25 protein-coding genes are annotated in these 23,892 nt (G+C 64.4%); 14 read left to right on the top strand and 11 right to left on the bottom strand.

Going from position 1 to position 23,892, the window contains the following annotated elements:
• The first annotated feature begins 85 nt into the window (after nt 1–85).
• From JQ572_RS30025 to JQ572_RS30005, 5 genes are all read left to right on the top strand, one after another.
• A complete protein-coding gene (locus JQ572_RS30025) occupies nt 86–1,024 on the top strand; it encodes a carbohydrate ABC transporter permease (protein WP_211386436.1) in 939 nt (312 codons plus the stop codon).
• Nucleotides 1,024–1,935, top strand: a complete 912-nt coding sequence (locus JQ572_RS30020) for a carbohydrate ABC transporter permease (RefSeq protein WP_211386435.1) — start codon at nt 1,024–1,026, stop codon at nt 1,933–1,935. The genes JQ572_RS30025 and JQ572_RS30020 overlap by 1 nt, the downstream gene beginning before the upstream one ends.
• A 20-nt stretch (nt 1,936–1,955) precedes the next feature.
• Nucleotides 1,956–3,056, top strand: coding sequence for an ABC transporter ATP-binding protein (locus JQ572_RS30015; protein ID WP_211386434.1), 1,101 nt, complete (start codon nt 1,956–1,958; stop codon nt 3,054–3,056).
• Nucleotides 3,057–3,090: 34 nt separating this feature from the next.
• Nucleotides 3,091–4,080 (top strand): hydroxyacid dehydrogenase, encoded by a 990-nt coding sequence (locus JQ572_RS30010; RefSeq protein WP_211386433.1) that lies wholly within the window; start codon nt 3,091–3,093, stop codon nt 4,078–4,080.
• Nucleotides 4,081–4,247: 167 nt separating this feature from the next.
• Nucleotides 4,248–4,730: a hypothetical protein gene (locus JQ572_RS30005; protein ID WP_211386432.1), complete on the top strand. Its 483-nt coding sequence runs from the start codon at nt 4,248–4,250 to the stop codon at nt 4,728–4,730.
• 2 nt (nt 4,731–4,732) lie between these two features.
• On the opposite strand, the gene JQ572_RS30000 is transcribed toward JQ572_RS30005, so the two are convergent.
• Nucleotides 4,733–5,230, bottom strand: coding sequence for a DUF1993 domain-containing protein (locus JQ572_RS30000; RefSeq protein WP_211386506.1), 498 nt, complete (start codon nt 5,228–5,230; stop codon nt 4,733–4,735).
• 113 nt (nt 5,231–5,343) lie between these two features.
• Between JQ572_RS30000 and JQ572_RS29995 the strand changes: the two genes are divergently transcribed.
• The 3 genes from JQ572_RS29995 to JQ572_RS29985 all read left to right on the top strand — a co-directional run bounded on the left by JQ572_RS29995 (nt 5,344) and on the right by JQ572_RS29985 (nt 7,743).
• Complete coding sequence (locus tag JQ572_RS29995; RefSeq protein WP_211386431.1) at nt 5,344–6,138, top strand: transporter substrate-binding domain-containing protein; 795 nt, start codon at nt 5,344–5,346, stop codon at nt 6,136–6,138.
• Nucleotides 6,139–6,308: 170 nt separating this feature from the next.
• A complete protein-coding gene (locus JQ572_RS29990; protein WP_211386430.1) occupies nt 6,309–7,217 on the top strand; it encodes a DUF2147 domain-containing protein in 909 nt (302 codons plus the stop codon).
• Nucleotides 7,218–7,392: 175 nt separating this feature from the next.
• The gene (locus JQ572_RS29985) at nt 7,393–7,743 is read left to right on the top strand and encodes a hypothetical protein (RefSeq protein WP_211386505.1); all 351 of its coding nucleotides are present in this window, start codon (nt 7,393–7,395) and stop codon (nt 7,741–7,743) included.
• Nucleotides 7,744–7,746: 3 nt separating this feature from the next.
• On the opposite strand, the gene JQ572_RS29980 is transcribed toward JQ572_RS29985, so the two are convergent.
• The gene (locus tag JQ572_RS29980) at nt 7,747–8,151 is read right to left on the bottom strand and encodes a (R)-mandelonitrile lyase (RefSeq protein ID WP_211386429.1); all 405 of its coding nucleotides are present in this window, start codon (nt 8,149–8,151) and stop codon (nt 7,747–7,749) included.
• A gap of 24 nt (nt 8,152–8,175) precedes the next feature.
• The gene (locus JQ572_RS29975; protein WP_211386428.1) at nt 8,176–8,874 is read right to left on the bottom strand and encodes a ribonuclease activity regulator RraA; all 699 of its coding nucleotides are present in this window, start codon (nt 8,872–8,874) and stop codon (nt 8,176–8,178) included.
• Nucleotides 8,875–9,123: 249 nt separating this feature from the next.
• On the opposite strand from JQ572_RS29975, the gene pxpB reads away from it, so the two are divergent.
• Genes pxpB through JQ572_RS29960 form a run of 3 tightly spaced genes read left to right on the top strand, consistent with a single transcriptional unit; the run spans nt 9,124 to nt 11,690 of the window.
• Complete coding sequence (gene pxpB / locus JQ572_RS29970; protein ID WP_211386427.1) at nt 9,124–9,855, top strand: 5-oxoprolinase subunit PxpB; 732 nt, start codon at nt 9,124–9,126, stop codon at nt 9,853–9,855.
• Nucleotides 9,852–10,889, top strand: a complete 1,038-nt coding sequence (locus tag JQ572_RS29965) for a 5-oxoprolinase subunit C family protein (protein ID WP_211386426.1) — start codon at nt 9,852–9,854, stop codon at nt 10,887–10,889. The genes pxpB and JQ572_RS29965 overlap by 4 nt, the downstream gene beginning before the upstream one ends.
• A gap of 30 nt (nt 10,890–10,919) precedes the next feature.
• The gene (locus JQ572_RS29960; RefSeq protein WP_211386425.1) at nt 10,920–11,690 is read left to right on the top strand and encodes a LamB/YcsF family protein; all 771 of its coding nucleotides are present in this window, start codon (nt 10,920–10,922) and stop codon (nt 11,688–11,690) included.
• On the opposite strand, the gene JQ572_RS29955 is transcribed toward JQ572_RS29960, so the two are convergent.
• The 5 genes from JQ572_RS29955 to JQ572_RS29935 all read right to left on the bottom strand — a co-directional run bounded on the left by JQ572_RS29955 (nt 11,691) and on the right by JQ572_RS29935 (nt 17,609).
• Nucleotides 11,691–11,843 carry a hypothetical protein gene (locus JQ572_RS29955; RefSeq protein WP_211386424.1) on the bottom strand — a complete coding sequence of 51 codons (153 nt, stop codon included), beginning with the start codon at nt 11,841–11,843 and terminating at the stop codon, nt 11,691–11,693.
• Nucleotides 11,844–12,126: 283 nt separating this feature from the next.
• A complete protein-coding gene (locus tag JQ572_RS29950) occupies nt 12,127–13,746 on the bottom strand; it encodes a sulfite reductase subunit alpha (RefSeq protein WP_211386423.1) in 1,620 nt (539 codons plus the stop codon).
• Entirely contained in the window at nt 13,743–15,524 is a 1,782-nt protein-coding gene (locus tag JQ572_RS29945; protein ID WP_211386422.1) for a NirA family protein, read from the bottom strand. The genes JQ572_RS29950 and JQ572_RS29945 overlap by 4 nt, the downstream gene beginning before the upstream one ends.
• A 334-nt stretch (nt 15,525–15,858) precedes the next feature.
• Nucleotides 15,859–17,022: a CmpA/NrtA family ABC transporter substrate-binding protein gene (locus JQ572_RS29940; RefSeq protein WP_211386421.1), complete on the bottom strand. Its 1,164-nt coding sequence runs from the start codon at nt 17,020–17,022 to the stop codon at nt 15,859–15,861.
• Nucleotides 17,019–17,609, bottom strand: a complete 591-nt coding sequence (locus tag JQ572_RS29935) for an ANTAR domain-containing response regulator (protein ID WP_211386420.1) — start codon at nt 17,607–17,609, stop codon at nt 17,019–17,021. Before JQ572_RS29935 ends, JQ572_RS29940 begins: the two co-directional genes overlap by 4 nt.
• A 111-nt stretch (nt 17,610–17,720) precedes the next feature.
• Between JQ572_RS29935 and rimO the strand changes: the two genes are divergently transcribed.
• Nucleotides 17,721–19,046: a 30S ribosomal protein S12 methylthiotransferase RimO gene (rimO, locus tag JQ572_RS29930; RefSeq protein ID WP_211386419.1), complete on the top strand. Its 1,326-nt coding sequence runs from the start codon at nt 17,721–17,723 to the stop codon at nt 19,044–19,046.
• A gap of 81 nt (nt 19,047–19,127) precedes the next feature.
• Here rimO and JQ572_RS29925 read toward each other — a convergent pair whose 3' ends face one another.
• The 3 genes from JQ572_RS29925 to JQ572_RS29915 form a co-directional block, all read right to left on the bottom strand.
• Entirely contained in the window at nt 19,128–19,547 is a 420-nt protein-coding gene (locus JQ572_RS29925; RefSeq protein WP_211386504.1) for a carboxymuconolactone decarboxylase family protein, read from the bottom strand.
• The gene (locus JQ572_RS29920) at nt 19,480–19,911 is read right to left on the bottom strand and encodes a MerR family transcriptional regulator (protein ID WP_211386418.1); all 432 of its coding nucleotides are present in this window, start codon (nt 19,909–19,911) and stop codon (nt 19,480–19,482) included. The genes JQ572_RS29925 and JQ572_RS29920 overlap by 68 nt, the downstream gene beginning before the upstream one ends.
• A 151-nt stretch (nt 19,912–20,062) precedes the next feature.
• The gene (locus JQ572_RS29915) at nt 20,063–21,010 is read right to left on the bottom strand and encodes a hypothetical protein (RefSeq protein WP_211386417.1); all 948 of its coding nucleotides are present in this window, start codon (nt 21,008–21,010) and stop codon (nt 20,063–20,065) included.
• A 123-nt stretch (nt 21,011–21,133) separates the two neighbouring features.
• On the opposite strand from JQ572_RS29915, the gene JQ572_RS29910 reads away from it, so the two are divergent.
• A complete protein-coding gene (locus JQ572_RS29910) occupies nt 21,134–22,282 on the top strand; it encodes a tetratricopeptide repeat protein (RefSeq protein ID WP_211386416.1) in 1,149 nt (382 codons plus the stop codon).
• Nucleotides 22,283–22,604: 322 nt separating this feature from the next.
• Nucleotides 22,605–23,801 (top strand): acetylornithine transaminase, encoded by a 1,197-nt coding sequence (locus tag JQ572_RS29905; protein ID WP_211386415.1) that lies wholly within the window; start codon nt 22,605–22,607, stop codon nt 23,799–23,801.
• Nucleotides 23,802–23,892: the final 91 nt, after the last annotated feature.

Genomic DNA, 23,892 nt, shown 5'->3' with positions numbered 1-23,892 from the left:
TTCGACTCGCCTCAACGAGAGCCGGGTATGTCGGCGCTCGCCAATATCTGAGTCTATCGAGCTAAACCGCGCGAGGAAGATGCACATGGCTGATGTGGCATTGCAGCCGGATAGGGTTGGCGCAAAGCAGCCGGCGCGAAACCGTTCCGGTCTGCAGAGGGCACTCAAACGCAAATCCACCGCCGCGTTTCTGATGACGCTGCCGCTGATTATACTCATCACCCTCCTGGTGCTTTATCCGGCGTTCTATTCCCTTCATCTGGCGACGCTCAACAAGTCGATGCAAAGGTTCGTCGGTCTGGGCAACTTCGAATTCCTGTTCAAGCGCGACACCTTCTGGCTGGTCGTCAAGCAGTCCTGCATCTTCGCCATCACTGCCGTGTTCTTCAAAGCGCTGATCGGGTTCATCGTCGCGCACTTCGTCCACAACATTCCGGCCAAGGGTCAGCGCAAATGGCGCGGTATGCTCCTGGTGCCATGGGTGATCCCGCCCGCGATGAGCACGCTGGCATGGCTGTGGCTGTTCGATCCCTCTTATAGTGCCTTCAACTACACGCTATCGTTCTTCGGAATCGGGCCGATCCCGTGGACGGGCGACGCCGCATGGGCGCGCTTCTCGGTCATTCTGGTCAACGTCTGGTACGGCGCGCCGTTCTTCATGATCATGTATCTGGCGTCCCTGAAATCAGTGCCCGAGCAGCTCTATGAAGCGGCCGCCATTGACGGCGCCAATTGGTGGCAACGGATCTGGTACGTGACCCTGCCGATGATGCGCAACATCATAGCGATCACGACGCTGTTTTCGCTGATCGTCACGTTCGCCAACTTCGACATCGTAAGAATCCTCACCGCCGGTGGGCCTCTGGACCACACCCACATCTTTGCGACCTGGGCTTTCAGGATAGGCATCGAAGGCAGCGACATTCCGCTGGGCGCCAGCGTCTCTCTGTTCATGGTACCAATCCTGGCGGTCGCGGCGATCTTCATCCTGCGCGACGTCAACAAGCGCGGGAATGAATCCTGATGAGCTCAGTCACGATGGACAAGGCCGCGCCGACACGCCCCGTCAAATACGGCAGTATGAGCCGCGACCGCACCTGGGCGCTGAGGTGGTCGTACTTCTTCCTGACCCTCTTTGCGGTCTTCTCGCTGCTTCCGCCGATTTATATGCTGATCACCTCGCTGAAGAGCAGCGCGGAAATCTCGGCCGCAACCAACCCATGGTGGGTTTTCCACCCGACGCTGGACAACTACGTTGGCCTGCTGACGTCAAACCAGTTCCTGCGGTTTTTCTGGAATTCTGCGCTGGTTTCGATCTTCGTGGTCACCATTACCATGCTGATCAGCGTGCCTGCGGCGTTCGCCCTGGCGCGGATGCGGTTCTGGGGTTCGGCGACGCTGGCTACCGGTGTGTTCCTGACCTACCTCATTCCGGACAGCCTGTTGTTCATTCCGTTGTTCAAGGTATTTGCACTGTTCGGCGACTGGACCGGCATCCAACTCATCAATCGATGGTACGTGCTGCTCTTCATCTATCCCACCCTGACCGTGCCATTCTGCACCTGGATCATGATCGGCTACTTCGCCTCGATACCGAAGGAGCTCGACGAGGCCGCGATCATCGACGGTGCGTCCTGGTTTCAGACGTTGACGCGGATCTTCATTCCGGTGGCGCTGCCGGGGATCATAGCGGCGACGATCTTTGCCTTCACGGTCTCCTGGGCGCAGTTCCTCTATCCGCTGGTGTTCACCACATCGACCGATCAGCTCGTGCTGCCGGTCGGCATCATCACGACCTTGATCAAGGGTGACGTCTTCAACTGGGGTCAGATCATGACCGGCGCGCTGCTTGGCGCAGCCCCGCCGCTGATCATCTACGCCTTCCTGATGGACTATTACATTGCCGGCCTGACCGCCGGCGCGACGAAGGGTTGAGAACGAGGGGTTGAAGTGCAATGGCCGACGTTTCCCTGCGCAAGGTGATCAAGCGTTACGACGATGTCGAAGCCGTGCGCGGCATCGATCTCGAAATCTCCGACCATGAGTTCATCGTGCTGGTCGGCCCGTCCGGCTGCGGCAAATCGACGACGCTGCGCATGATCGCAGGACTCGAGGACATCACCGACGGCGACATCATGATCGGCGGGGACGTCGTCAACGACGTGCCGCCGAAGGATCGCGACATCGCCATGGTGTTCCAGAACTACGCGCTCTACCCGCACATGACGGTCGCGGAGAACATGTCGTTCGGGCTGCGCCTGAAGCACTATCCCAAGGCCGAGATCAAGGCGCGGGTGACGGAAGCCGCCCGCCTCCTTGATATTACCGACCTGATCGACCGCAAGCCGAAGCAGCTCTCCGGCGGCCAGCGCCAGCGCGTCGCCATGGGGCGGGCCATCGTCCGCAACCCGAAGGTCTTCCTGTTCGACGAACCGCTCTCCAATCTCGACGCCAAGCTGCGCGTGCAGATGCGGATCGAGATCAAGAAGGTGCACCAGAAAGTGCGCACCACCACTGTCTACGTCACCCATGACCAGGTCGAGGCGATGACGCTGGCCGACCGGGTCGTCGTGATGAACAAGGGGCGCATCGAGCAGATCGGCACGCCGAACGAGCTCTACCACAAGCCGGAGACGCGCTTCGTTGCCGGCTTCATCGGTTCGCCCGCGATGAACTTCATTCCCTGCCGGCTCGAGGACGCCGGCGGCACGCTTCAGATCCGCCTGACCGACCGCATCGCCTTTGCGCTGCCGCCGGCCCGCGCCGCGCGCTACAACGCTCTGCCGCGCACCGACAAGCTGCTGCTCGGCATCCGGCCGGAGCATCTCACCGAGGCCCATGCGCATCTCGGACCAGGCGTCGAGACCTTCGACACAGTGCTCGACGTCACCGAGCCGATGGGGATGGAGACCCTGGTCTATTTCGGACTCGACGGCACGCCCATCTGCGGCCGTGTCGATCCCAATGCCGGCGCCAAGGACGGGGCACCCATGCGTTTGGCGATGGACCTCAACAATATGCACCTGCTAAACGAGGCGAGCGGCGTCGTGTTGTGACCGCCGGACAAGAAACTCGCGCAGGCAGGGGACGATGGCGACCAATAAGAAGAAGATTTTCGTTACACAAACTCTGTCGCAAGGTGCGCGCGCCCTTCTCACCCAGCGGGATGACATCGAGCTCGTCGAGTTTCCGAACCTGATCTCCGCCAGGGATTTCGAGGCCCTGCTGAAGAGCCATGCGCCGGTCCACGGCGTGGCGTTGGGTGCCACCGCCTTCGGCGAGACCGAGCTCGAGGCATCCGGGGACATGAAAGTGGTGACGCGCATCGGCGTCGGCTACGACGCCGTCGACGTGCCCGCGCTTTCCCGCCGCAAGGTCCCGCTGATGGTCGCGGGCAGTGCGAACTCGCCCTCGGTCGCCGAGCAGGCGCTGTTCATGATGCTGACGCTCGCCAAGCGCGCACAGGAGATGCATGCCTGCGTCAAGGACGGCAAATGGGCCGATCGGCTCGGGATGCTGCCGTTCGATCTCTACGGCAAGACCGTCCTCATCATCGGCTTCGGCCGCATCGGCACCCGCACCGCCAAGCGCTGCCTGGCGATGGACATGAAGGTGCAGGTCTACGATCCCTACAAGCCCGCGGCCGAGATCAAGGCCGCCGGTTGCGAGCCCGTCGCCGACCTTGACGCCGCACTGCCCAACGCCGATTTCGTCACCATCCACTGCCCGAAGACGCCGGAAACCGTCGGCCTGTTCGATGCTGACAGGATCGGCCGGATGAAGCCGAAATCCTATCTCATCAACACCGCGCGCGGCGGCATCGTGAAGGAGGCCGCGCTGTACGACGCCTTGGTCTCCGGCAAGATCGCGGGGGCCGGCATCGATGTGTTCGAGGTGGAGCCACCGCCGGTCAGCAACGCGCTGTTCGCACTGCCCAACGTCATCATGGCCCCGCATGTCGCCGGCGTCACGGTCGAGGCGGTCCAGCGCATGAGCGAGCAGACCGCGCGCAACATCCTCAGTGTGCTGGACGGCGATCCCATCAGGCAGAACATCATCAATCAGGACGTGCTGGGCTGAGCCCTCCTCCGGGAGTGCCCAATCCGCCCGCCTCCGGAACGCCAGAATGCGTCCCATTTTGGTGCAGATCGAGCCCAAACTCAGCCTTAATCAAACGCGCCTAATGTTCCCGGCCGCGGCGGCAGTGGGACAGACTTGCCGGCCGCGTCGAGCTGGAGGATGGACCCTTGTCAGAGATCGACCCGACCGACCACGCGTTGGCGACCATCGCCAGCATTTTGGAGCACCCCGAACCCGTCCTCGTCGTTCGCGAGACCGAGACCGTGGTCGTCGCCGGTGAGCACGTGGCCGCAGACGAGCCTGCGGCTGCCGACGAGCATCCCGTTGCCGACGAGCATCCGGTGGTCGAGGAGCAGCCGCTGGTGCCGGAGCATACCGATGCCGACGGCTACAGCAAGGTCGGTCCCGGGCCGATGGTGGCGATCCGCCTGAAATGGACGGTCCATCGCGGCGACGACGACCAGTACTACGTCCACGAGACCATCGGCGAGCAATCCGCGCCCGTAATCAGCGGTCCGATGACCAGCGAGGCCGCAGTGCATTTCGTCGACGCGCACGAGGACGAGGCGCACCGGCGTTTCGAAGAGCTGCGCAGCGAGATCGCCGGCCGCAGTTCGCTCGCCGATTACGAGCGCAAGGGCGAGGCTTAGGCCTACTTCCTTCCGAGATAATCCTTCTTCGCGAGTTCAACGCCAGCGTGCCGCAAAAGATCGTAGGCGGTCGTGACGTGAAAGAAGAACTGCGGGACGCTGTTCGTGAGCAGCAGTGTCCGCCCGGTGAAGGGCAGCTCGGTCCCGTTCTTCAGCTTGAAGAAGACCTTCAGTTCCGCGGCCGCATCGATCTCGGCCCGGGGCAGACTTTCAATGAATTCGATTGACGTTGCGATCCGCGCTTGAAGCCCGGCCATGTCGTGCTCCAGCGGCGGCAGCACGACCGGCTCGCACTGCGCCAGCAAGGCCGGCGCGACGGTGGCATGGCGGCAGGCCTCGCCGATCTGCTGCGCCAGATCGTACATGTTCGGCGATAGCCGCATGCCGAGCAGGACGGCCGGATTGAACTTGCGGGCTTCGGCATAGGCAACGCCCTTGTCGAGCAGCGCGGACAGGTTGCGCAGGTACGGCACGAAGAGGCCGACCGAGGCCTCGTACATCGAGATCGTCACGTCAGGATTCCCTTCAATTGCATCTCGCCAGCAACTGGCAACTGGTCTAAATCCATCCTCAAGAGCTGCACAATGACAGCTCGGGCATGAGTGGAAAAGAGATGATCGTTCGAACGACCATTCGAATCCTGGCGGCCTTGGCCGTGGTGTTGCTGGCAAACCTTTCGGCCCACGCCCAGCAGGCGGCGCCCTCGCGCCTCGACGAGATCCTCAAGCGCGGCACTTTGCGCGTCGGCATGACCGGCGACTACAAACCCTTCACCTATCTGGACAAGGCCACGCAGCAGTTCAGCGGCTTCGACGTCGATATGGCGGAAGCGCTCGGCAAGGCGCTCGGCGTCAAGGTCGAGTTCGTGCCGACCGCCTGGCCGAAGCTGATGAAGGATTTCGAGGCCGACCAGTTCGACATCGCCATGGGCGGCGTCTCGGTCACGCTCGACCGGCAGAAGAAGGGCTTCTTCTCGATGCCGATCATGCGCGAGGGCAAGACCCCGATCGCGCGCTGCGCCGATGTCGGCAAGTACCAGACGCTTTCCGACATCGACAAGAAGGGCACCCGCGTGGTCGTCAATCCCGGCGGCACCAACGAACGCTTCGCCCGCGCCAACATCAAGGACGCCGACATCACCGTCTTCCCCGACAATACCGCGATCTTCGACGAGATCGCCAAGGGCAATGCCGATTTGATGATGACGGACGCCTCCGAGACCCGCTACCAGCAGAAGCAGCATGCGGGCGTGCTCTGCGCGGTGCATCCCGAAAAACCGTTCGACTTCTCCGAGAAGGCCTACTGGCTTCAGCGCGACATGGCGCTGAAGGCCTTCGTCGACCAATGGCTGCACATCTCGATGGAGGACGGCAGCTACAGAAAGATCTACGCCGCCTGGTTCGACTAGGTCGAGCCTTCCTGTCGTTTGCCTCCGGCCGAATTGCGGACCGGTCTCGGGCATATTGAACCCGAACCTGCCGCAGGACGACTCATACGGTGACCGTGATCTAGATCACTTTTTACGATCGAACCGGGGCGTAAGCGTCGGTGCGGGGACCACCTGTTCAGGAGATGGAAATGAGGAAGCTGTTGGCCACGGCCGCATTCCTTTTGGCGAGCACCGCTGCCCAGGCGCAGTACACTTTCGAATATGGCGGGCGCACCATCCGGATCGATCCGGACCGCGGCACGGTGTCGATTCCCGGCGTCTACGACAACACCGGCCAGGGCAAGGCGAAAAAGGCCAAGAACGATCCCAAGGCCGACCTCAAGAACGACCCCAAGGCAACTCCGAAGGCCGACCCGCAGGCCCCGCAACAAGCCAAGGCAGATCCGCAACCGCCGGCCAATCCCGCGCCGGCACCTGCGCCTCTCGCCGCGCCTCCAGCGGCCGAGCAGGCTCCTGTCCAAGCTCCCGTGGCCGCGGCGCCGTCCGCCCCGCCGGCACCTCCGGCCAACACAGCCAAAAATGCGCCGGCCGAAGATGCGATGGTGCCGCCGCCTCAACCCGCTCCAAGCGCTGCCCCAACGGTGGCCGCGATACCGCCCGCGCCGCCTCCCCCGCCTGCTCCGGCAGTAGCCGCCGTTCCGCCCGCGCCCCCCGCTCCGGCCCCTGCCCCCGTTCAGGCCGCAGCCGTCGCGCCGCCGGCTCCCGCAACCGCGCCCACGCGCGATCTCACGTCACCGCTCGGCGTCTGGCTCACCGAGGAGAAGGAAGGCAAGGTCCGGATCGAGCAATGCGGCACCAATCTCTGCGGCTATTCTGTCGACAGCAAATCGAACCAGAACGGCGAGCAGGTCCTGATCAACATGAAGCCCGGCAAGGATCAGAAGGACCAGAAATGGTCCGGCCGCATCCTCGATCCGAACTCCGGCTCGACCTACGATTCGACGATCGCGCTGAGGGGCACCGACCGCCTGCGCGTGCAGGGCTGCGCCTTCGGCGGCATGTTCTGCGGCGGCCAGACCTGGACGCGGGTGAACTAGAGTTCGGGTTCGACACTCTGACGGAGACGAGGGGCCCGCGATCCGGGCCCCTTTGGTTTGCGCACCTTGCGACGTGCGCCACGTCACTCAGCGCCTTGCGCGCGTGACTGCCCTCACATCGACCGCGCCACGCCCATGCCAGGGTGCCCGCATGGTCAACCCACAGGGGCGTGTCATGAACGGCTTCCGCAAGTGTCTTTTCGCCACCATCCTCGCCATCGCCTTGCCGGCCGCGCAGGCGAACGCCAGCACCTTCGACGGCGCATGGAATGTCCGGATCTCGTCGTCAAGCGAGACCTGCGGCAACGGCGCGACCGTCGCGATCGGCATCAGCAACGGTCAGATCGCCTCGAGCAGCGCAATGGTGACGGCGTCAGGCCGCGTGGCCGATGCCGGCAGCATCAACGTGACCTTGAGCACCGGCATCAAGCGCGCGGTCGGCTTCGGCCGGCTCAGCGGCACCTCGGGCTCCGGCACCTGGCGAGGCGCCCTGTGCACGGGAACGTGGACCGCCGAGCGGCAGTGAGAGCTAGCCCAGCGCCGCGCCGTACTCCGCGTCCGTCACGGGCTCCAGCCAGGTCGAATAGACGCCGTCGAGCGCTTCCTGCATGGCGATATGGGTCATGCCGTTGGTCGGCGACCCGCCGTGCCAGTGCAATTCGTTCGGTGGAATCCAGACGGTATCGCCGGGACGGATTTCGATGACAGGCCCGCCTTTGGTCTGAACGCGCCCGACGCCCGAAATCACGTAGAGCGTCTGCCCGAGCGGATGGTGATGCCAGTTGGTGCGCGCGCCCGGCTCGAACGACACACGCGAGCAGTTCAGCCGTGCCGGCGCGGGCGCCATGATCACGGGGTCCTGCCACACGGTACCGGTGAAGTTTTCCTTCGGCGCGCGGCGAGTCGGCCGCGTGCCTGCGACAGTGATTTCCATGGGGTAACCTCGCTTGTTGTCTCGTTACTTCTTGCTTGCAGCGTAGCGCGCCTTGGTCTCGGCGTTCATGGGATAGAGGCCCGGCAGCACCGCGCCGTTGTTCACCTCGTTGACGATCCAGGCTTCCATGCGCTCCTGCTCGACGCCCTCGGCGAGGACGTGATCGAGCATCGCCTGCGGGATCAGCACGCAGCCGTCCTGGTCGGCGACCACGATGTCGTTCGGAAATACCGCAACACCGCCGCAGCCGATCGGCTCGCCCCAGCCGACGAAGGTCAGGCCGGCAACCGATGGCGGAGCGGCATAGCCGTCGCACCAGACCGGCAGGTTGGTGCCGAGCACACCCTCGACGTCCCGGACCACGCCGTCGGTGACGAGTGCGGTGACGCCGCGCTTCATCATGCGCGCGCAGAGGATGTCGCCAAAAATGCCGGCATCGGTGATGCCCATGGCATCGACCACGGCGATGCAGCCCTCGGGCATCGCCTCGATCGCGGTGCGGGTCGAGATTGGCGACGACCAGGATTCCGGCGTCGCCAGATCCTCGCGCGCCGGCACGAAGCGCAGGGTGAAGGCCGGTCCCACCAGGCGCGGCAGGCCCGGGCGCAGCGGACGCGCGCCGCGCATCCAGATGTTGCGCAGGCCCTTCTTCAGCAGGACCGTGGTGATGGTGGCAGTGGTGATGCCGGCGAGGGTCTTGCGGGCTTCGGGGGACAGCGACATGGAAACAGACGAGCTCCGGATGGGAGGGAAAGAACGCGCGCATCTTGCGAGCCCGGCGCTTTGCGTCAAGGGCCAAGAGGGTCCCAATAATGCAGGGCCGCAGCGCCGTTATGCGACGCGATAACAAGGCTTTATCGCGCCCCCCTGCATTAATTTATTGGACTTGCGGGCGCATTTACGCGAAGCAGGGGGTGACGCGGAACTCAAGGTCGAGCCCGCGCTTTTCCGAGAAGCCGATTTCGACAGCTCATGGCCGCGACGCTTCCCCCGCCCCGCCTTCTGCCCAGTGGCGACAGCGCCGTCACGGTCGAGTTCAGCCGCACCATCGACGACGAGGCCAACCAGCGCGTGCTGGCGCTCGACAAGGCGATCGCGGCAAGTCCCATCGACGGCATCACCGAGTCCGTGCCGACCTATCGCTCGCTGCTGGTGCACTACGATCCCGGCAAGATCGGCTTCGACGCGCTCGGGGAAAAATTGCTCACGCTCGCGAGCCAGCCGCTGCCGCCGGCCACAAAGGCGCGCCGCTGGCGCATTCCCGTCGCCTATGGCGGCGAGCACGGCATCGACCTCGAGGATGTCGCCAAGGCGCTGAACACCACGCCCGACGACATCATCGCCCGTCACGTGGCCGGCGACTACAAGGTCGCCATGATCGGCTTCACGCCGGGCTGGTCCTATCTCAGTGGTCTCGACAAATCGCTGCATATGTCGCGGCGGCAGAATCCGCGGCTGCTGACGCCCGCCGGCACAATCTCGATCGGCGGCGTCCAGGCGGGTATCCAATGCCTGGCTGCCCCGAGCGGCTGGCACCTGCTGGGTCGCACGCCGGTACGGACCTATCAGCTCCACCGCAATCCGACCTTCCTGACCGAACCCGGTGATCGCGTGACGTTTTTCGCCATCGACCACAAGACGTTCGAGGAGCAGGATCGCGCCGCCGAGGCCGGCGAGATCGTCGCCGAGCAGGTGATCGCATGAGCCGGCTCGTGGTTGCCAGCATCGGCCCTGCAAGCTCCGTCCAGGACGGCGGCCGTTTCGGCGCGCAGCGCTACGGCTTGACGGTCAGCGGGGCGATGGACCGTCTGTCGCTCGCGGCGGCGAACACGCTGGTCGGCAACGAGCCGTTCGCGGCCGCTGTCGAGATCGGCCCGTTCGGTGCCGCCTTTACGGCCAAGGACGGTGCCGTGCGCGTGGCGATTTCCGGCGCGCCTCGCAATGCGGATGTCGCCGGGAGCCCGGTCGCCATGGACACGTCGCTGACGCTGAAGGACGGCGAGACGCTGACGCTGGGCTTTGCCCGCGGCGGTGCGTTCACCTATCTCGCGATCGAAGGGGCAATCCGCGGCGAGCCGGTGTTCGGCAGCCTCGCGGTCAACGCCCGCGCCGGTCTCGGCAGCCCCTACCCGCGCCCGCTCCAGGCCGGTGACGAATTCACGGTCGATGCCGCGAGCGGAGCGCCTGAGCTGCGGATCGAATTGCCGAAGCCTGCGACAGGTCCGATCCGTGTCCTGCTGGGGCCACAGGACGACGAGTTCGACGACGCCAACAGGGCGCTGTTCCTGGACAGCGAGTGGAAGATCTCGGCGACCTCCGACCGCATGGGCTACCGGCTCGAAGGTCCCGCGATCAAGCATCTGCACGGCCACAACATCGTCTCCGACGGCACCGTCAACGGCAGCATCCAGGTGCCCGGCAACGGCTCGCCGATCGCGCTGATGATGGACCGCGGCACCTCCGGCGGCTACCCGAAGATCGCGACGGTGATCACGGCCGATGTCGGCCGCCTCGCGCAGACTTCGGCAGGAACCGCGTTCCGCTTCAAGCAGGTCAGCATGGCCGAGGCGCAGGACGAGGCGCGCAAATTCGCACAAACCATCCGCGGCCTGCCCGATCGCCTGCGCTCCGCCGACACCGTCGCACTCAATATCGAGGCGCTCAGCGATGCCAACGTCGCGGGCTATGCCGTCAGCGCCGTCGACGCCGGGACCTGGCAGGTCGCGGCCGAGCCTTAAACGACAACAAGACCACAGGCGGAGAGCACCATGAAGACAGTCGATCTCAATTGCGATCTCGGCGAAGGTTTTGGCGCGTGGGAGATGGGCAACGACGCCGCGATGATCGAGCTGGCGAGCTCGGTCAACGTCGCCTGCGGCTTCCATGCCGGCGACCCCGACATCATGCGCCGGACCGTCGAGCTGGCGAAGGCGCGCGGCGTCTCGGTCGGCGCCCACCCCGGCTATCGCGACCTGCACGGTTTTGGCCGCCATCCAATCGCGGGCCTGAAGGCCTCCGAGATCGAGAACCTCGTCGCCTACCAGATCGGCGCACTGCAGGCGATTGCAACCGCGGCAGGCCACAAGGTGACGCATGTGAAGGCGCATGGCGCGCTCTCCAACGTCGCCTGCGAGGACGACATGACCGCCAAGGCGATCGCCGCCGGCATCAAGGCGGTCGATCAGAGCCTGATCTTCGTCGTGCTCGCCAATTCGAAGCTGGTGAAGGCCGGCGAAGCCGCCAACCTGCCGATGGTGCACGAGGTGTTCGCCGACCGCGCCTATGAGGACGACGGCAACCTCGTCTCGCGCAAGAAGCCCGGTGCGGTGCTGCATGACGCCAAGGCCATCGCCGACCGCGTGGTGCGGATGGTGCAGGACGGCGCGGTGGTCTCGGTCACCGGCAAAATCATCAAGATGCGCACGGACACGGTCTGCATCCACGGCGATACGCCCGGCGCAGTCGACATCGCGCGCGGCCTGCGTCAGGCGTTGAAGGATGCGGGGATCGAGGTGGCGCCGTTCAAGCGCGGGGCGTGATCAGAACGGATGCACCGACAGCGTGCCGAACACGACGGCCGCGATGACGGCGAAGGCGCTGTAGAGCGCAACGTGTTGCATGCTCGCCCCGGTCCGACGCGAGAGCGAACGCGCGTAGAAGTGCAGCCTGGCTTCCGCCGACAATTCGCGCATGGTCGATCTCCAAGGCCCCATTTGCGGGATTATGAAGGATCAACCCTGGCGGGAGGCAAGATGGCGGCGGAAATAGCGATGGCGGTTCTCTGAAGGCGCCCCGTCGCAGGCGCAAATTCTCTTTACCCCGAGGTTTCGAGAATCTTATTCGTTAAAGTTCGAGCCGATTGGAACTGATTTGGGTCGTCCGGCTAAAAATGTCGAAAACAACCCCATGCACAGTAGACGGTGAATCGCCCACGCCTTGCGCAGCCGGGGCGATTCACGCTCATCCTGCCGCGCCTTAGTAGACGTCGGCCTGGAAGCGACCGGTCTTCTTGAGCTCGGCGACAAAACTGACGGCTTCGTCGGTGGAACGTGCTCCGAACTGGGCGACGATGTCGACCAGCGCGCGCTCCACATCCTTGGCCATGCGCTTGGCATCGCCGCAGATATAGAGATGCGCGCCCTCGGCAAGCCACGTCCACACCTCGCGGCCCACCTCGCGCATGCGGTCCTGCACGTAAAACTTCTTCTCGCCGTCGCGCGACCAGGCCAGCGACATCCGGGTCAGGAGCCCCGAGGTCTTCATCGCGTTCAGCTCCTCCTGGTAGAAGAAATCGCAATCGCTGCGCTGATGGCCGAAGAACAGCCAGTTCTTGCCGGGTGCGCCGGTCGCCTTGCGGTCGAGCAGGAAGGCGCGGAACGGCGCGATCCCGGTGCCGGGACCGATCATGATGACAGGCGTCTTCGGATCCTGCGGCAGGCCGAAGCCGTGCGCCTTCTGCACATAGACCTTGAGCTTTTCGCCCTCATTGATGCGCTCGCCGAGGAAGGTCGAGGCGACGCCAATGCGCTTGCGCTTGCCGATGATGTAGCGCACGGAGTCCACCGTCAGCGACAGCTTTCCCGGCGTTGCATTGTGCGACGAGGAGATCGAGTAGAGCCGCGGCTGGAGCGGCTCCAGCGCCTCGACGAACGCCTCGGGATGCGGCCGCGTGCCGGAAAACTTCTGGAGCGCCGCCATGACATCGAGGGTCGCCGCATCGCCATCGGGATCCTCGCCCTGCGCCAGCGCCCTCGCCTTCTCACGCTGCGCGCCGCCGGTGATGAAGGACAGCAATTCGAACAGCGTGTCGGGCGCCGGCGACAGCGAGACGTCGTCGATCAGCACCTCCCGCAGCGTCTTGCCGTTGACCTTGGTGGTATGGGAGGCGCCGAGCAGCGCGATGATCTGGTCGACCAGACCGACCTCGTTGCGCGCGAACACACCAAAACTGTCGCCGACGATGTAGTCGAGCTTGCTCTCGGAGAGATCGAACTCGACGTGATAGGTTTCCTTCTCCGACTTTCCCTTGTTGAGAAGGCGGCGCGACAGGAAGGTCGCTGCGACGGGATTGTCGCGCGAGCGGCCGGGCTCGGCGATCGTCACCGTCACGGCGGGAGCTGCCACCGCGCCTTGCTTGTCGGACGCCTTGTCACCCATCTTGGCCGCCGGCGCCTTGTCGAGCTCCTCGTACAGCGACTTCAGCATCCGCGCGGTTTCCTTGCCGCCGGGGACGCAAAGGTTGAGCCGCGCTTCGCTGCGGCCCGCGATCGCCTCCGAATAATCGTTGCAATTGTAGCCGCACTGGCCGCAATCCTGCTGCGCCATCGCCGCCATCATCTTGCGCCGCACGGGGCGCCCCTCGGCGAGCTTCATCCGGTCGGCGATCGGCATGGTCTGGTCGTGCCACGGCGCTTCGCCATCATCGCCGTCACCTGCTTGCATGACCGCGGCGCCCTGCTCCGCCGACAACGGCGTGGCCACCTCAGGGGACAGCAATCCGGCGAAGAAGCCGTTCAGCCAGGAGCGCTGCGCGTCGGAGAACGGCGCGCTGGCGGGAATGATGTCGAGTTTCGGCGGAGGGGTGATCTGGTTCATGCGGACACCTGTGCATCGGCAAGCTTGCGCAGCGTTTCGCCGTCATGGCGGCGCGCAAAGGAGAGGAAAGTTTCGTCGGGAGACGAGCGGTGGGCGATATAGGCCTTGAGCAGTCCTTCGACCGTCTTCGGCGCGTCCTCGGCCTTGAGGTCGTGGTAGACCTCCTGCCCGACGTCGGCGTCGGGGCCGAACCCGCCACCGGTGAAGAGATGATAGCCCTCCACCGTGTCCTCCTCATTGATCGGCACACGCGCGCCGATCAGCCCGATGTCGCTGATATAGTGCTGCGCGCAGGAATGATGACAGCCGGTGACGTGGATGTTGACCGGCTTGTCCATGGCAACGCGCGGCTCGCACCAGTCGCCGATCTCGGCGGCGTGACGCTTGGTGTTGGAGGCAGCGAAGCGGCAGCCGGCATTGCCGGTGCAGGCGATCAGGCCGGCGCGGATATGCGAGGCTTCGACCGCGAGCCCGATCTGCTTGATGGCCGCGATCGCAAGCTCGACATTGTCGTCGCGCACCCCAGAGATCAGCAGGTTCTGCCAGACGGTCAGGCGGATCTCTCCGTCGCCGAGGTCGCGGGCGACCTTGGCAAGGCCGTGCATCTGATCGCAGCTGATTTTGCCGAGCGTCAGCGACACGCCGATCCAGTTGAGGCCCTCCTGCTTCTGCCTGTGCACCCCGATATGCGCCATGCGATCCGCGGCCGGCCGCGGCGCGAACGCCTCTTCCGGCACGCGCGTGAACGGACTCTTGAGCCGTTCCTCGACCAGTTTCAGAAAGCCGTCATGGCCCATCGCATCGAGCACGTATTTCAGCCGCGCCTTGTTGCGGTTGGTGCGATCGCCATGGTCGATGAACACGCGCACGATGGCGTCCGCGACGGCGGTCGCCTGCTCCGGCTTGACGATGATGCCGGAGTATTTTGCAAAATCCTTGTGTCCGGTGATGCCGCCGAGGCCGAGGCGAAACCAGATCCCGGGCTCGACGCCGAAGCCGTCCTTCACCTCGAATGCGGTGAATGCGATGTCATTGGTCTCCTCGAGCACCGCGATCCTGCCGGCGCCGTCGAATGCGACATTGAACTTTCGCGGCAAGCCGTAGAGCGAGCGATCGTTGAGGATGTGGTAGTGCCACTCGCGCGCGTAGGGGCGCGTGTCGATCAGCTCCTGCGGATCGATGCCGGCCGTCGGCGTTCCCGTGACGTTGCGGATGTTGTCGGCGCCGGAGCCGCGCGAGCACAGACCGAGGTCCTGGATGCCCTCGATCAGCTTGATCGCGTTCTTCGGCTGGATCTCGCGCAGTTGGAGGTTGGCGCGCGTCGTGGCGTGGCTGTACGGACCGCAGAGTTCGTCGGCGAGATCGGCAAGGCCGGACAGCTGCCAGTGCTTCATGATGCCGTTCGGGATGCGCAGCCGGCACATGTAGGAATCCTGCGTCGGCGCGACGTAGAAGATGCCGTAATAGCGCCAGCGGAAATTGTCCGCCGGACTCGGCGGCGCGTTGTCGAGCGCCTGCTGACGCAGCCGCGGATAGGCATCGAAGGGATGCTCGTCGCGCTTGACCTTCTCCTGGTCGGCGAGTTTCTTGCCCGCGGCGATGACCTTGTCCTGCGCCTTGAGGTGCACGGCATCGGGACCGGTGGGCTCGGCATTCGCCTTGCCGGCGCCACCACCGAGACCGCGACCGACGCGGCTGATCTGCAGACCGGTCGTGAAGCCTTCGAGGTAACGTTTCTGCTCGTCGGTAAAGTCGACTGCGAGCGTATCGATTTTCATGGTCGGTAACGAAGCTCCTGCGGCCACCTGAGTGGGATCGACGGAAAAGTGCACGACCCGCGAGGAACTCGGCTGGCTCAAAAGCCGGCTCTGCACCTAACGGTCCGGTCAGCTTCGTTGCTGCGGGACTTGGCTCAGCAGGCATCTGTGACAGGCTGGCCGCACTGCAACATTCAAGTTGCGTGCCAGCTTTCTGGAAATAAAAACGTATGTAATTTCAGTTGATTACGGGTGACCGCGGAAGATCCTCGCATTGGAACTCACCCGAAATTCGAGCAGTCGGCTCAATATTTAGCCGATAATCCAGCACGCCCAAAAACGATGCAGGCCCGAATCAAGCCTTCCAGCGACCAACGTCGAAGGCTTCCAGATGCCCCTGAATGTTGCCGGGATCGAAGGTGGGGCCGGCGAATGCCCCGAACGGCGCTGGTGCCTCGCTGGGCGGCCGGCGGCCGAGGGCGGCGTCGTAGAGATCGGGCCTGAAAACGGCCATGGCGGTCTTGACGCCGTCGGGCGCCAGCGCTGTCTGACCCCAACGCACCATCTGCGCATAGAGCCAGGCGGCCTGGACCGGATCGGGGCGCCCTGCCTCCTCGCGTCCCACCAGAAGATAGCTGCCGCTCTCGCGAACGGTGCCGTCCGGCGAAATCTTCAGGCGTCCCGTGAGGCTCCGCAGGATGACTTCGGCATCGACGCCGATCCGCTCGGGCTGCGCCAGGATCCGCGCCGTTTCGGCCCGGTTTTCCGGCTGCTCGATGAACTCGGCCGCCTTCACCGCCGCGCGCACCAGGCTGGCGACCACGTCCGGATTCTTGTCGGCCCAGACCTGGCGGACTGCCAGCACCTTTTCCGCCGCGCGGTCGAGGATGTCGGAGACGAAATGCAGGATGTGGCCGATGCCGAGATCGACCGCGATCGAATTCCACGGGGCACCGACGCAGAACGCATCGACATGGCCATTGGCGAGACTGTCGACCATGTAAGGCGGCGGCAGCACGACGAGGCGCACGTCCTCGTCCGGATCGATGCCGGCCGCGGCCATCCAGAACCGCAATTGGTAATTGTGGGTCGAGAACGGGAAGGTCATGCCGAAGGTCAGCGGATCGGCCCCTGCCTTGCGGCGCTTGGCGACCACCTTCGCCAGCGCTTTCGCGGTCACGAGCGGATCGAAGCGATCGCCGTCGATCTCCTCCATCAGCGCGGCATGGAGCGCCGGCGACACGGTGATCGCATTGCCGTTGATGCCGAGATTGAAGGGTGCGGCGATCGGCACCTTGACGTGACCGAGCCCAAGCGAGGACGCGATCGCCACCGGCGCCAGCAGATGCGCAGCGTCGAACAGGCCGATATTGAGCTTGTCGCGGACGTTGGACCAGGACACCTCGCGCACCAGTTCGACCTCGAGCCCCTCGGCGGCAGCAAAGCCCTTGTCGACGGCGACGATCAGGGCGGCGGCATCGACCAGCGGAATGAACCCGATGCGGAGGGGAGCGGTCATTTCAGCATCTCCGACGCGGTGATGATCGACTGGGCGATCTCGCCGATTTTCTTCTTCTCGCGCATCGCAGTGGAGCGCAGCAGCACATAAGCCTCGTCCTCGTTGAGGCCTTTCACCTTCATCAGGATGCCCTTGGCCTTCTCGATGACCTTGCGGTCCTCGAGCTGCGACTTGGTGCGCTCGAGCTCCTCCTGGAGCTTGGCGAAGGCGTTGAAGCGGGACACGCAGAGGTCGAGGATCGGCTTGATGCGCTCCTTCTTCAGCCCGTCGACGATGTAGGCAGAGACCCCCGCCTCGACCGAGGCCTGGATCGAGGCTGAATCACTTTGGTCCACGAACATCGCGATCGGACGCTTCACGGCGCGGCTGACCTGGAACATCGCCTCCAGCACGTCGCGGCTGGGGTTTTCCAGATCGATCAGGATGATGTCGGGGTCGACCGCATAAATACGGGCCAGCAGGCTCTGCATCTCGCTGATATGGACGACCTGCGTGAACCCGGCCTCCCGCAGCCCCTCCTGGAGGATCGCGGCCCGGATCGGGCTCACGTCGACAATCACGATTTTGGGCGACTGTTCGGCGCTCATTGCTCACTCACGTCAGGCGATTCATCCTTAGCATGCCGGGGGGCCATGCAAAGGGTTGTAATTATGGGCAATTGGGACTAGCTCAAGCCGGTCAATCAGGCAGATTTGGATATGGATCAGACGGCTGCGCCCAAGGTCAGCTTCGTGTCGCTCGGATGTCCCAAGGCATTGGTGGATTCCGAGCGCATCATCACGCGCCTGCGCGCCGAGGGCTACGAGCTCGCCCGCAAGCATGACGGGGCCGACATCGTCATCGTCAACACCTGTGGCTTCCTCGACAGCGCCAAGCAGGAATCGCTTTCGGCGATCGGCGAAGCCATGGCCGAGAACGGCAGGGTGATCGTGACCGGCTGCATGGGCGCGGAACCCGAGCAGATCGAGCAGGCCTATCCCGGCGTGCTCTCCATCACCGGCCCGCAGCAATATGAGAGCGTGCTGGACGCGGTGCATCGCGCGCTGCCGCCCGCCCACAATCCGCATCTCGATCTGGTGCCGCCACAGGGCATCAAGCTGACGCCGCGCCACTATGCCTATTTGAAGATCTCCGAAGGATGCAACAACCGCTGCACTTTCTGCATCATCCCGAAGCTGCGCGGCGATCTCGTCTCGCGCCCGGCCAACGACGTGCTGCGCGAGGCCGAGCGTCTGGTCGACGCTGGCGTCAAGGAGCTGCTGGTGATCTCGCAGGACACCTCGGCCTATGGCGTCGATCTGAAATATGCCGAGAGCTCGTGGAAGGACCGCCAGGTCCGCGCCAGATTCCTCGATCTCGCGCGCGAGCTCGGCGAGCTGGGGGCCTGGGTCCGCCTGCAATATGTCTACCCCTACCCGCATGTCGACGAGGTCATCGCGCTGATGAACGAGGGCAAGGTGCTGCCCTATCTCGACATCCCGTTCCAGCACGCAAGCCCCGAGGTGCTGAAGGCGATGAAGCGCCCGGCGGCGCAGGACAAGACGCTGGCGCGCATCAAGCGCTGGCGCGAGGAATGTCCCGATCTTGCCTTGCGCTCGACCTTCATCGTCGGCTTCCCGGGCGAGACCGACGCGGACTTTGCCTATCTGCTCGACTGGCTGGACGAAGCCGAGATCGATCGCCTCGGCTGCTTCAAGTACGAGCCGGTCGCTGGCGCGACCTCGAACGCGATCGAGAACCCCGTGCCGGAAGAGATCAAGCAGGAGCGCTACAACGCACTGATGGCCCGCCAGCAGAAGATTTCCGCGCGCAGGCTGAAGCGCAAGGTCGGCACGCGGCAACAGATCATCATCGACGAGGTCGGACCGACCGTTGCAAAGGGCCGCTCCAAGGCCGATGCGCCGGAGATCGACGGCGCGGTCTATCTCACCAGCCGCCGCCCCCTGCGCGTCGGCGAGATTGTCACGGCCAAGATCGAGCGCGCCGACCAATACGACCTGCACGGCAGCGTCGCGGGATTCTGAGGTTCACGGCGCCGCCCGCCATTTCGGCAGCAAGCCCTCCGGCCCGGGTGCGCGGGCGAGATCGACGCGTTTCGCAATTCGTCATGTTGCTTGTCCCGACGCCAGCTGTCCGTCATGCGCGGCGAACACCTCCTTGGCTGCGAACAGGCCGTTCACCGCCGCCGGGAAGCCCGCATAGACGGCCATCTGCATGACGATCTCCACGATCTCGTCGCGAGACAGCCCGACGTTCAAACCCGCCTCGATATGCACCTTGAGCTGAGGCGCGGCATTTCCGAGCGCCGTCAGCGCGGCGATCGTCGCGATCTCTCGATCGCGCAGGCCGAGGCCCGGGCGGCTGTAAATGTCGCCGAAGGGAAACTCGATCACGTATCGTGCGAAATCCGGAGCGATGTCGGCGAGTGAGGCGACGACCTTTTCGCCGGCACTGCCGTCAATGCGTGACAGGGCCCGCTGGCCGCGATCGAAGCGGCTTTCGGCTTGTGTTTGGGCGTGCGTCATTTTCCTTCGTCCTCTGTTCGCCGCCGGCATAGCCGGCGATCTTGGTATCAAGGACGAGCAGGCATTCCTGGAGTTCGGCCATCTGCGTGCGAACCTGTTCCCGGTGGACTTCCAGCATCTGCCGCCGGGTTGGCCCGGTGGCGTCGCCTTCGTCACGAAGCGCCGCGTAGCGCAACATGTCCCGGATCGGCATGCCGGTGGTCTTGAGCCGACCAAGGAATGCGATCCATGTGAGGATCGATGCGTCGAAGTCACGCTGGCCGGAGCGATCCCGGTCAGCGTATGGCAACAGCCCGATGCGCTCATAGTAACGCAGCGTGTGGGTCGACAGGCCGGTTCGTTTTGCGAGGTCGCCGATCTTCATGTGTGCCCGTTCTCGTACTGACGCACGTACAGATACCCCTTCGAGCGCGCTCTAAGTCAAGGGGGATCGAAGGCGCCGTTCCCGCGAGGTCATGATGGCGCGACAGTTTTCGGCGCTCCGGCAGGGCGGCAGGATTGCGGGATTCCGAGCTTCAGGATCCCGCCAGCCATTTCGGCACCCAGCGCTCGGGCCGCGGGGCGCGGCCGAGATCGGCCTGTGCCTCCGACAGTTTTGCCGGCTCGCCATCGACGGTCGGGCGCACGTCGTATTCGAAGTTCGGCATGACGCGGCCGTCGGCATATAGGCCGAAATTCATCGCGTACCACAACCCGAGCTCGGGCTGCGCGCGGCGCATCTCCTCGCGCAAATCGCGCAGCAGGGATTCGATCGAGGCTGCTTCCTCGAACGGCTGCGGCCCGCGGGTCAGGACGCGGGCCTCGTACTGCTTGCCGACAATCGCAACCTCGAAGTGCGTCTTGTCCCAGGCGTTTTTTCCCTTGGGCAGATGTGCCGCGAGCCGCCAGCCGAGTTCGGCCATCAAACGGTGATTGGCCCAATAGTCCTCGCGATCCCGGCTCCATTTTTCCACGAAGCCGCGGAAGTCGGGGAGCTCTGCGACGCCGTCGTCACACGCCGCCTGCTCGCCGACCGGCCGTCCGGCGAGCCACTGTGCCAGCTCGACCGTCTGGCACTCGACCTCGTCATGCGGCAAGAGATCACTCCAGGCCTTGTCGAATTGCTGCGACGTCAGTTTTGCAAGCAGCCCGTCGAGGCTCGGCGCCAGCAGTTCGTAGTCGCCCTCCGACCCCAAGCCCACGATCGGCGGATTGTCCCGGTCGAGACCGGCGCCATACCAGCCCCCGACGGCCGAGCCGTCGGGCAGCCGCATGAACAGCGAAAACCTGTCGCGCAAGCGACTGCCGTCGACGATCGGCGCGTGATCGGAGAACTGGCCTTGCAGGGAGAAGCAGCCAACGCTGCCCCAGGGGCGCCCGTTCAGCCAATCGGCAAAGTCGACCAGCAGGGACGGCGCCTCGATGCCCGGCGGAAACGCGCCGCGAATGCTGTCGAGGTCGATCGGGTAAGGCGTATCAGACAAGGCTTGAAACTATCTGGTTGGTCCCGCCAGTTGGTCTCGACCGTCCGGCGTTCGGTTCGAACCAATTGGCGTCCTGCGATCACAAACGCGCTAGAGGCTTGTTGGTTTCTGTGCGGCCGTCAAATGAAATACAATCACACGATTGGTATCCGGGTCGGACTGTGCGCGATCGGCACCGCATTGATTCTGCTTGCCCTCCCCGCCACGGCGCAATCTCCATCACCCGCCGAGGCGCGTCAATGGTGCTTCGGTTCCAGCGAGATCAGCGACGACCAGCGCATAGAAGGTTGCTCGTCCCTGCTGCAGGCCGATCCGTCGAACGCCGCCGCGCTCGCCAACCGCGGCAGATCCTTCCGGCGCAAGGGCGACACACAGCGGGCCTTGGCCGATCTCAGCGGCGCGATCGACCTTGCCCCTGACAATTCCCGAATCTGGTTCAGCCGCGGCCTGGTCTACGCCGATGTCGGCGACCGCGACCACGCCATTGCCGACTACACCCGCGCGATCGAGCTCAAGCCGGACAACGCAAACTACTGGTGCAACCGCGGCAATTCCCTCTTCGGCAAGAACGACTACGAGCATGCGATCGCCGACTTCGATCAGGCCATCAGGATCGATCCGAAATTCACGCTGTGCTATTTCAACCGCGGCACCGCCCATGCCCAGCATCGCGAGGCGGATCGCGCGCTCGCCGATTTCGACATGGCGATCAGGCTCGATCCGAATTACGCCGTCGCCTATGGCAACCGCGCGCGCGTCCTCCGCGACAAGGGCGACCGCGAACGCGCCCTCGCCGATTTCAGCAAATCGCTCGAGCTCAATCCGAACAATGGCGGCGACGCCTATGCGCGCGGCGAGATCTATTTCAACGCGCACGATTATGCGCGGGCGCTCGAGGATTACGACCGCTCGATCAAGGCCAATCCGAACTATCCCGGCGTATTTTTTGCCCGCTGCGTGACACGCGCGATTCTTCGCCAATTGCCGGAAGCACTCGCCGATTGCGATCAGTCGCTGCGGATGAAGCCGAACGAACCTTACATGCTCGACACCCGCGCACTGATCCAACTCCGGCTTGGCGAAGTCGATGCGGCGATCGCGGATTACGACGCTGCGCTGAGCGTAAAGCCCGCGCTCGATAATGCGCTCTACGGCCGCGGACTTGCGAGACGGAAAAAGGGCGACAACGAAGGCGCCGAACGCGACATCGCGGCCGCGAAGGCCATCAATGCCGGCATCGCGGATAGCTTCGCCGTCTACGACATCAAGTGATCCTCTCCCGCGACGTCGTCGCGCAGCCGAAGATGCCGGGCATCTGACCCGACCGATGCACACTCGGCTTGTGTTGCGCAAAACGCCCGCTTGACAAGCCCTGCCATTGGCATGTATTGCCGCGCTCCATGATCAACGCTCGGACCCATCAGCGCACCGAAATGCTCCGTCGTCGCTCCCGCGACGATGAGAGGGTGCGCCATGTCCGACGACGCCGCTGAACCACTGAATTCAGCTTGAGTTTTCGAGAAGGCCGCACCCGCAAGGTGCGGCCTTTTTGCTTTTTGCACCCCGATTCCACCCGCCTCCAGAGGAGTTCGACATGACCGACGCCACCCATCCGTATGACGCGCTGATGGACATCACCGCACGGCCCAAGGCCGTGTTCGTCCGCGGCGCCGGCTCCTACCTCTGGGACGACAGCCGCAAGCGCTATCTCGATTTCGTGCAGGGCTGGGCCGTCAACTGTCTCGGCCACTCGCCGCCGGCCATCGCCGATGCGCTCACCGCGCAGTCCAAGCGGCTGCTGACGCCGAGCCCGGCCTTCTACAACGAGCCGAGCCTGAAGCTCGCCGAGGCACTGGTTACAAACAGCGCGTTCGACCAGGTGTTCTTTGCCAATTCAGGCGCGGAGGCCAATGAGGGCGCGATCAAGCTCGCGCGCAAATATGGCAGCCTGCAAAGGGGCGGCGCCTTCGAGATCATCAGCTTCGAGGGCGGCTTCCACGGCCGCACGCTGGCGACGATGTCGGCCTCGGGCAAGAAGGCATTCGAGCCGCTGTTCGAGCCGAAAGTCGCAGGCTTCAAGAAGGCCAGGCTCAACGATATCGCCTCGGTCGAGAAGCTGATCAACGACAATACCGTCGCGGTGATGCTGGAGCCGATCCAGGGTGAATCAGGCGTGTGGCCTGCGACCGATCAGTTCCTGCAGGAGCTGCGCGCGCTCACCGAAGCGCGCGGCTTGCTGCTGATCTTCGACGAGATCCAGACCGGCATGGGCCGGACCGGAAAGCTCTTCCACTACGAGCATGCCGGAATCGCGCCCGACATCATGACGCTCGGCAAGGGCATCGGCGGCGGCGTGCCGCTCGCCGCCCTGCTCGCGACCGAACGCGCCTCCTGTTTCGAGCACGGCGACCAGGGCGGCACCTTCAACGGCAACCCGATCATGTGCGCGGCGGGACTCGCGGTGCTGGACGAGGTCAGCAAGCCCGACTTCCTGAAGTCGGTGACCGAAACCGGGCTGCTGCTCGAAAGCGAGCTGCAGAAGGTCTCGGCCCGGCATGGCCTTGGCGGCGTGCGCGGCCGTGGGCTTCTGCTCGCGCTCGACCTCAAGCTGCCGATCGCGCCCGGGATCGTCGCGCAGGCGTTCGAGGCCGGCGTGCTCCTCAACGCGCCGCAGGTCGACGCGCTGCGCTTCATGCCGGCGCTGAACGTCACGAAGGGAGAGATCGCCGAGATGATCGATTGTCTCGATGTGATCTTGACCAAGGCTGGCGCGGCACGGCGGGTGGCGTAGGTCTCGTCATTGCGAGGAGCTCGCGACAAAATTGCGAAGCAATTTTGCGCCGATGCGACGAAGCAACCCAGACTGCCTTCTGCGGATACAG

This window comes from Bradyrhizobium sp. SZCCT0153 (genome assembly GCF_018129995.1).
GTDB lineage: Bacteria > Pseudomonadota > Alphaproteobacteria > Rhizobiales > Xanthobacteraceae > Bradyrhizobium > Bradyrhizobium japonicum_G.
This window is presented reverse-complemented; position numbering and strand designations above follow the sequence as displayed.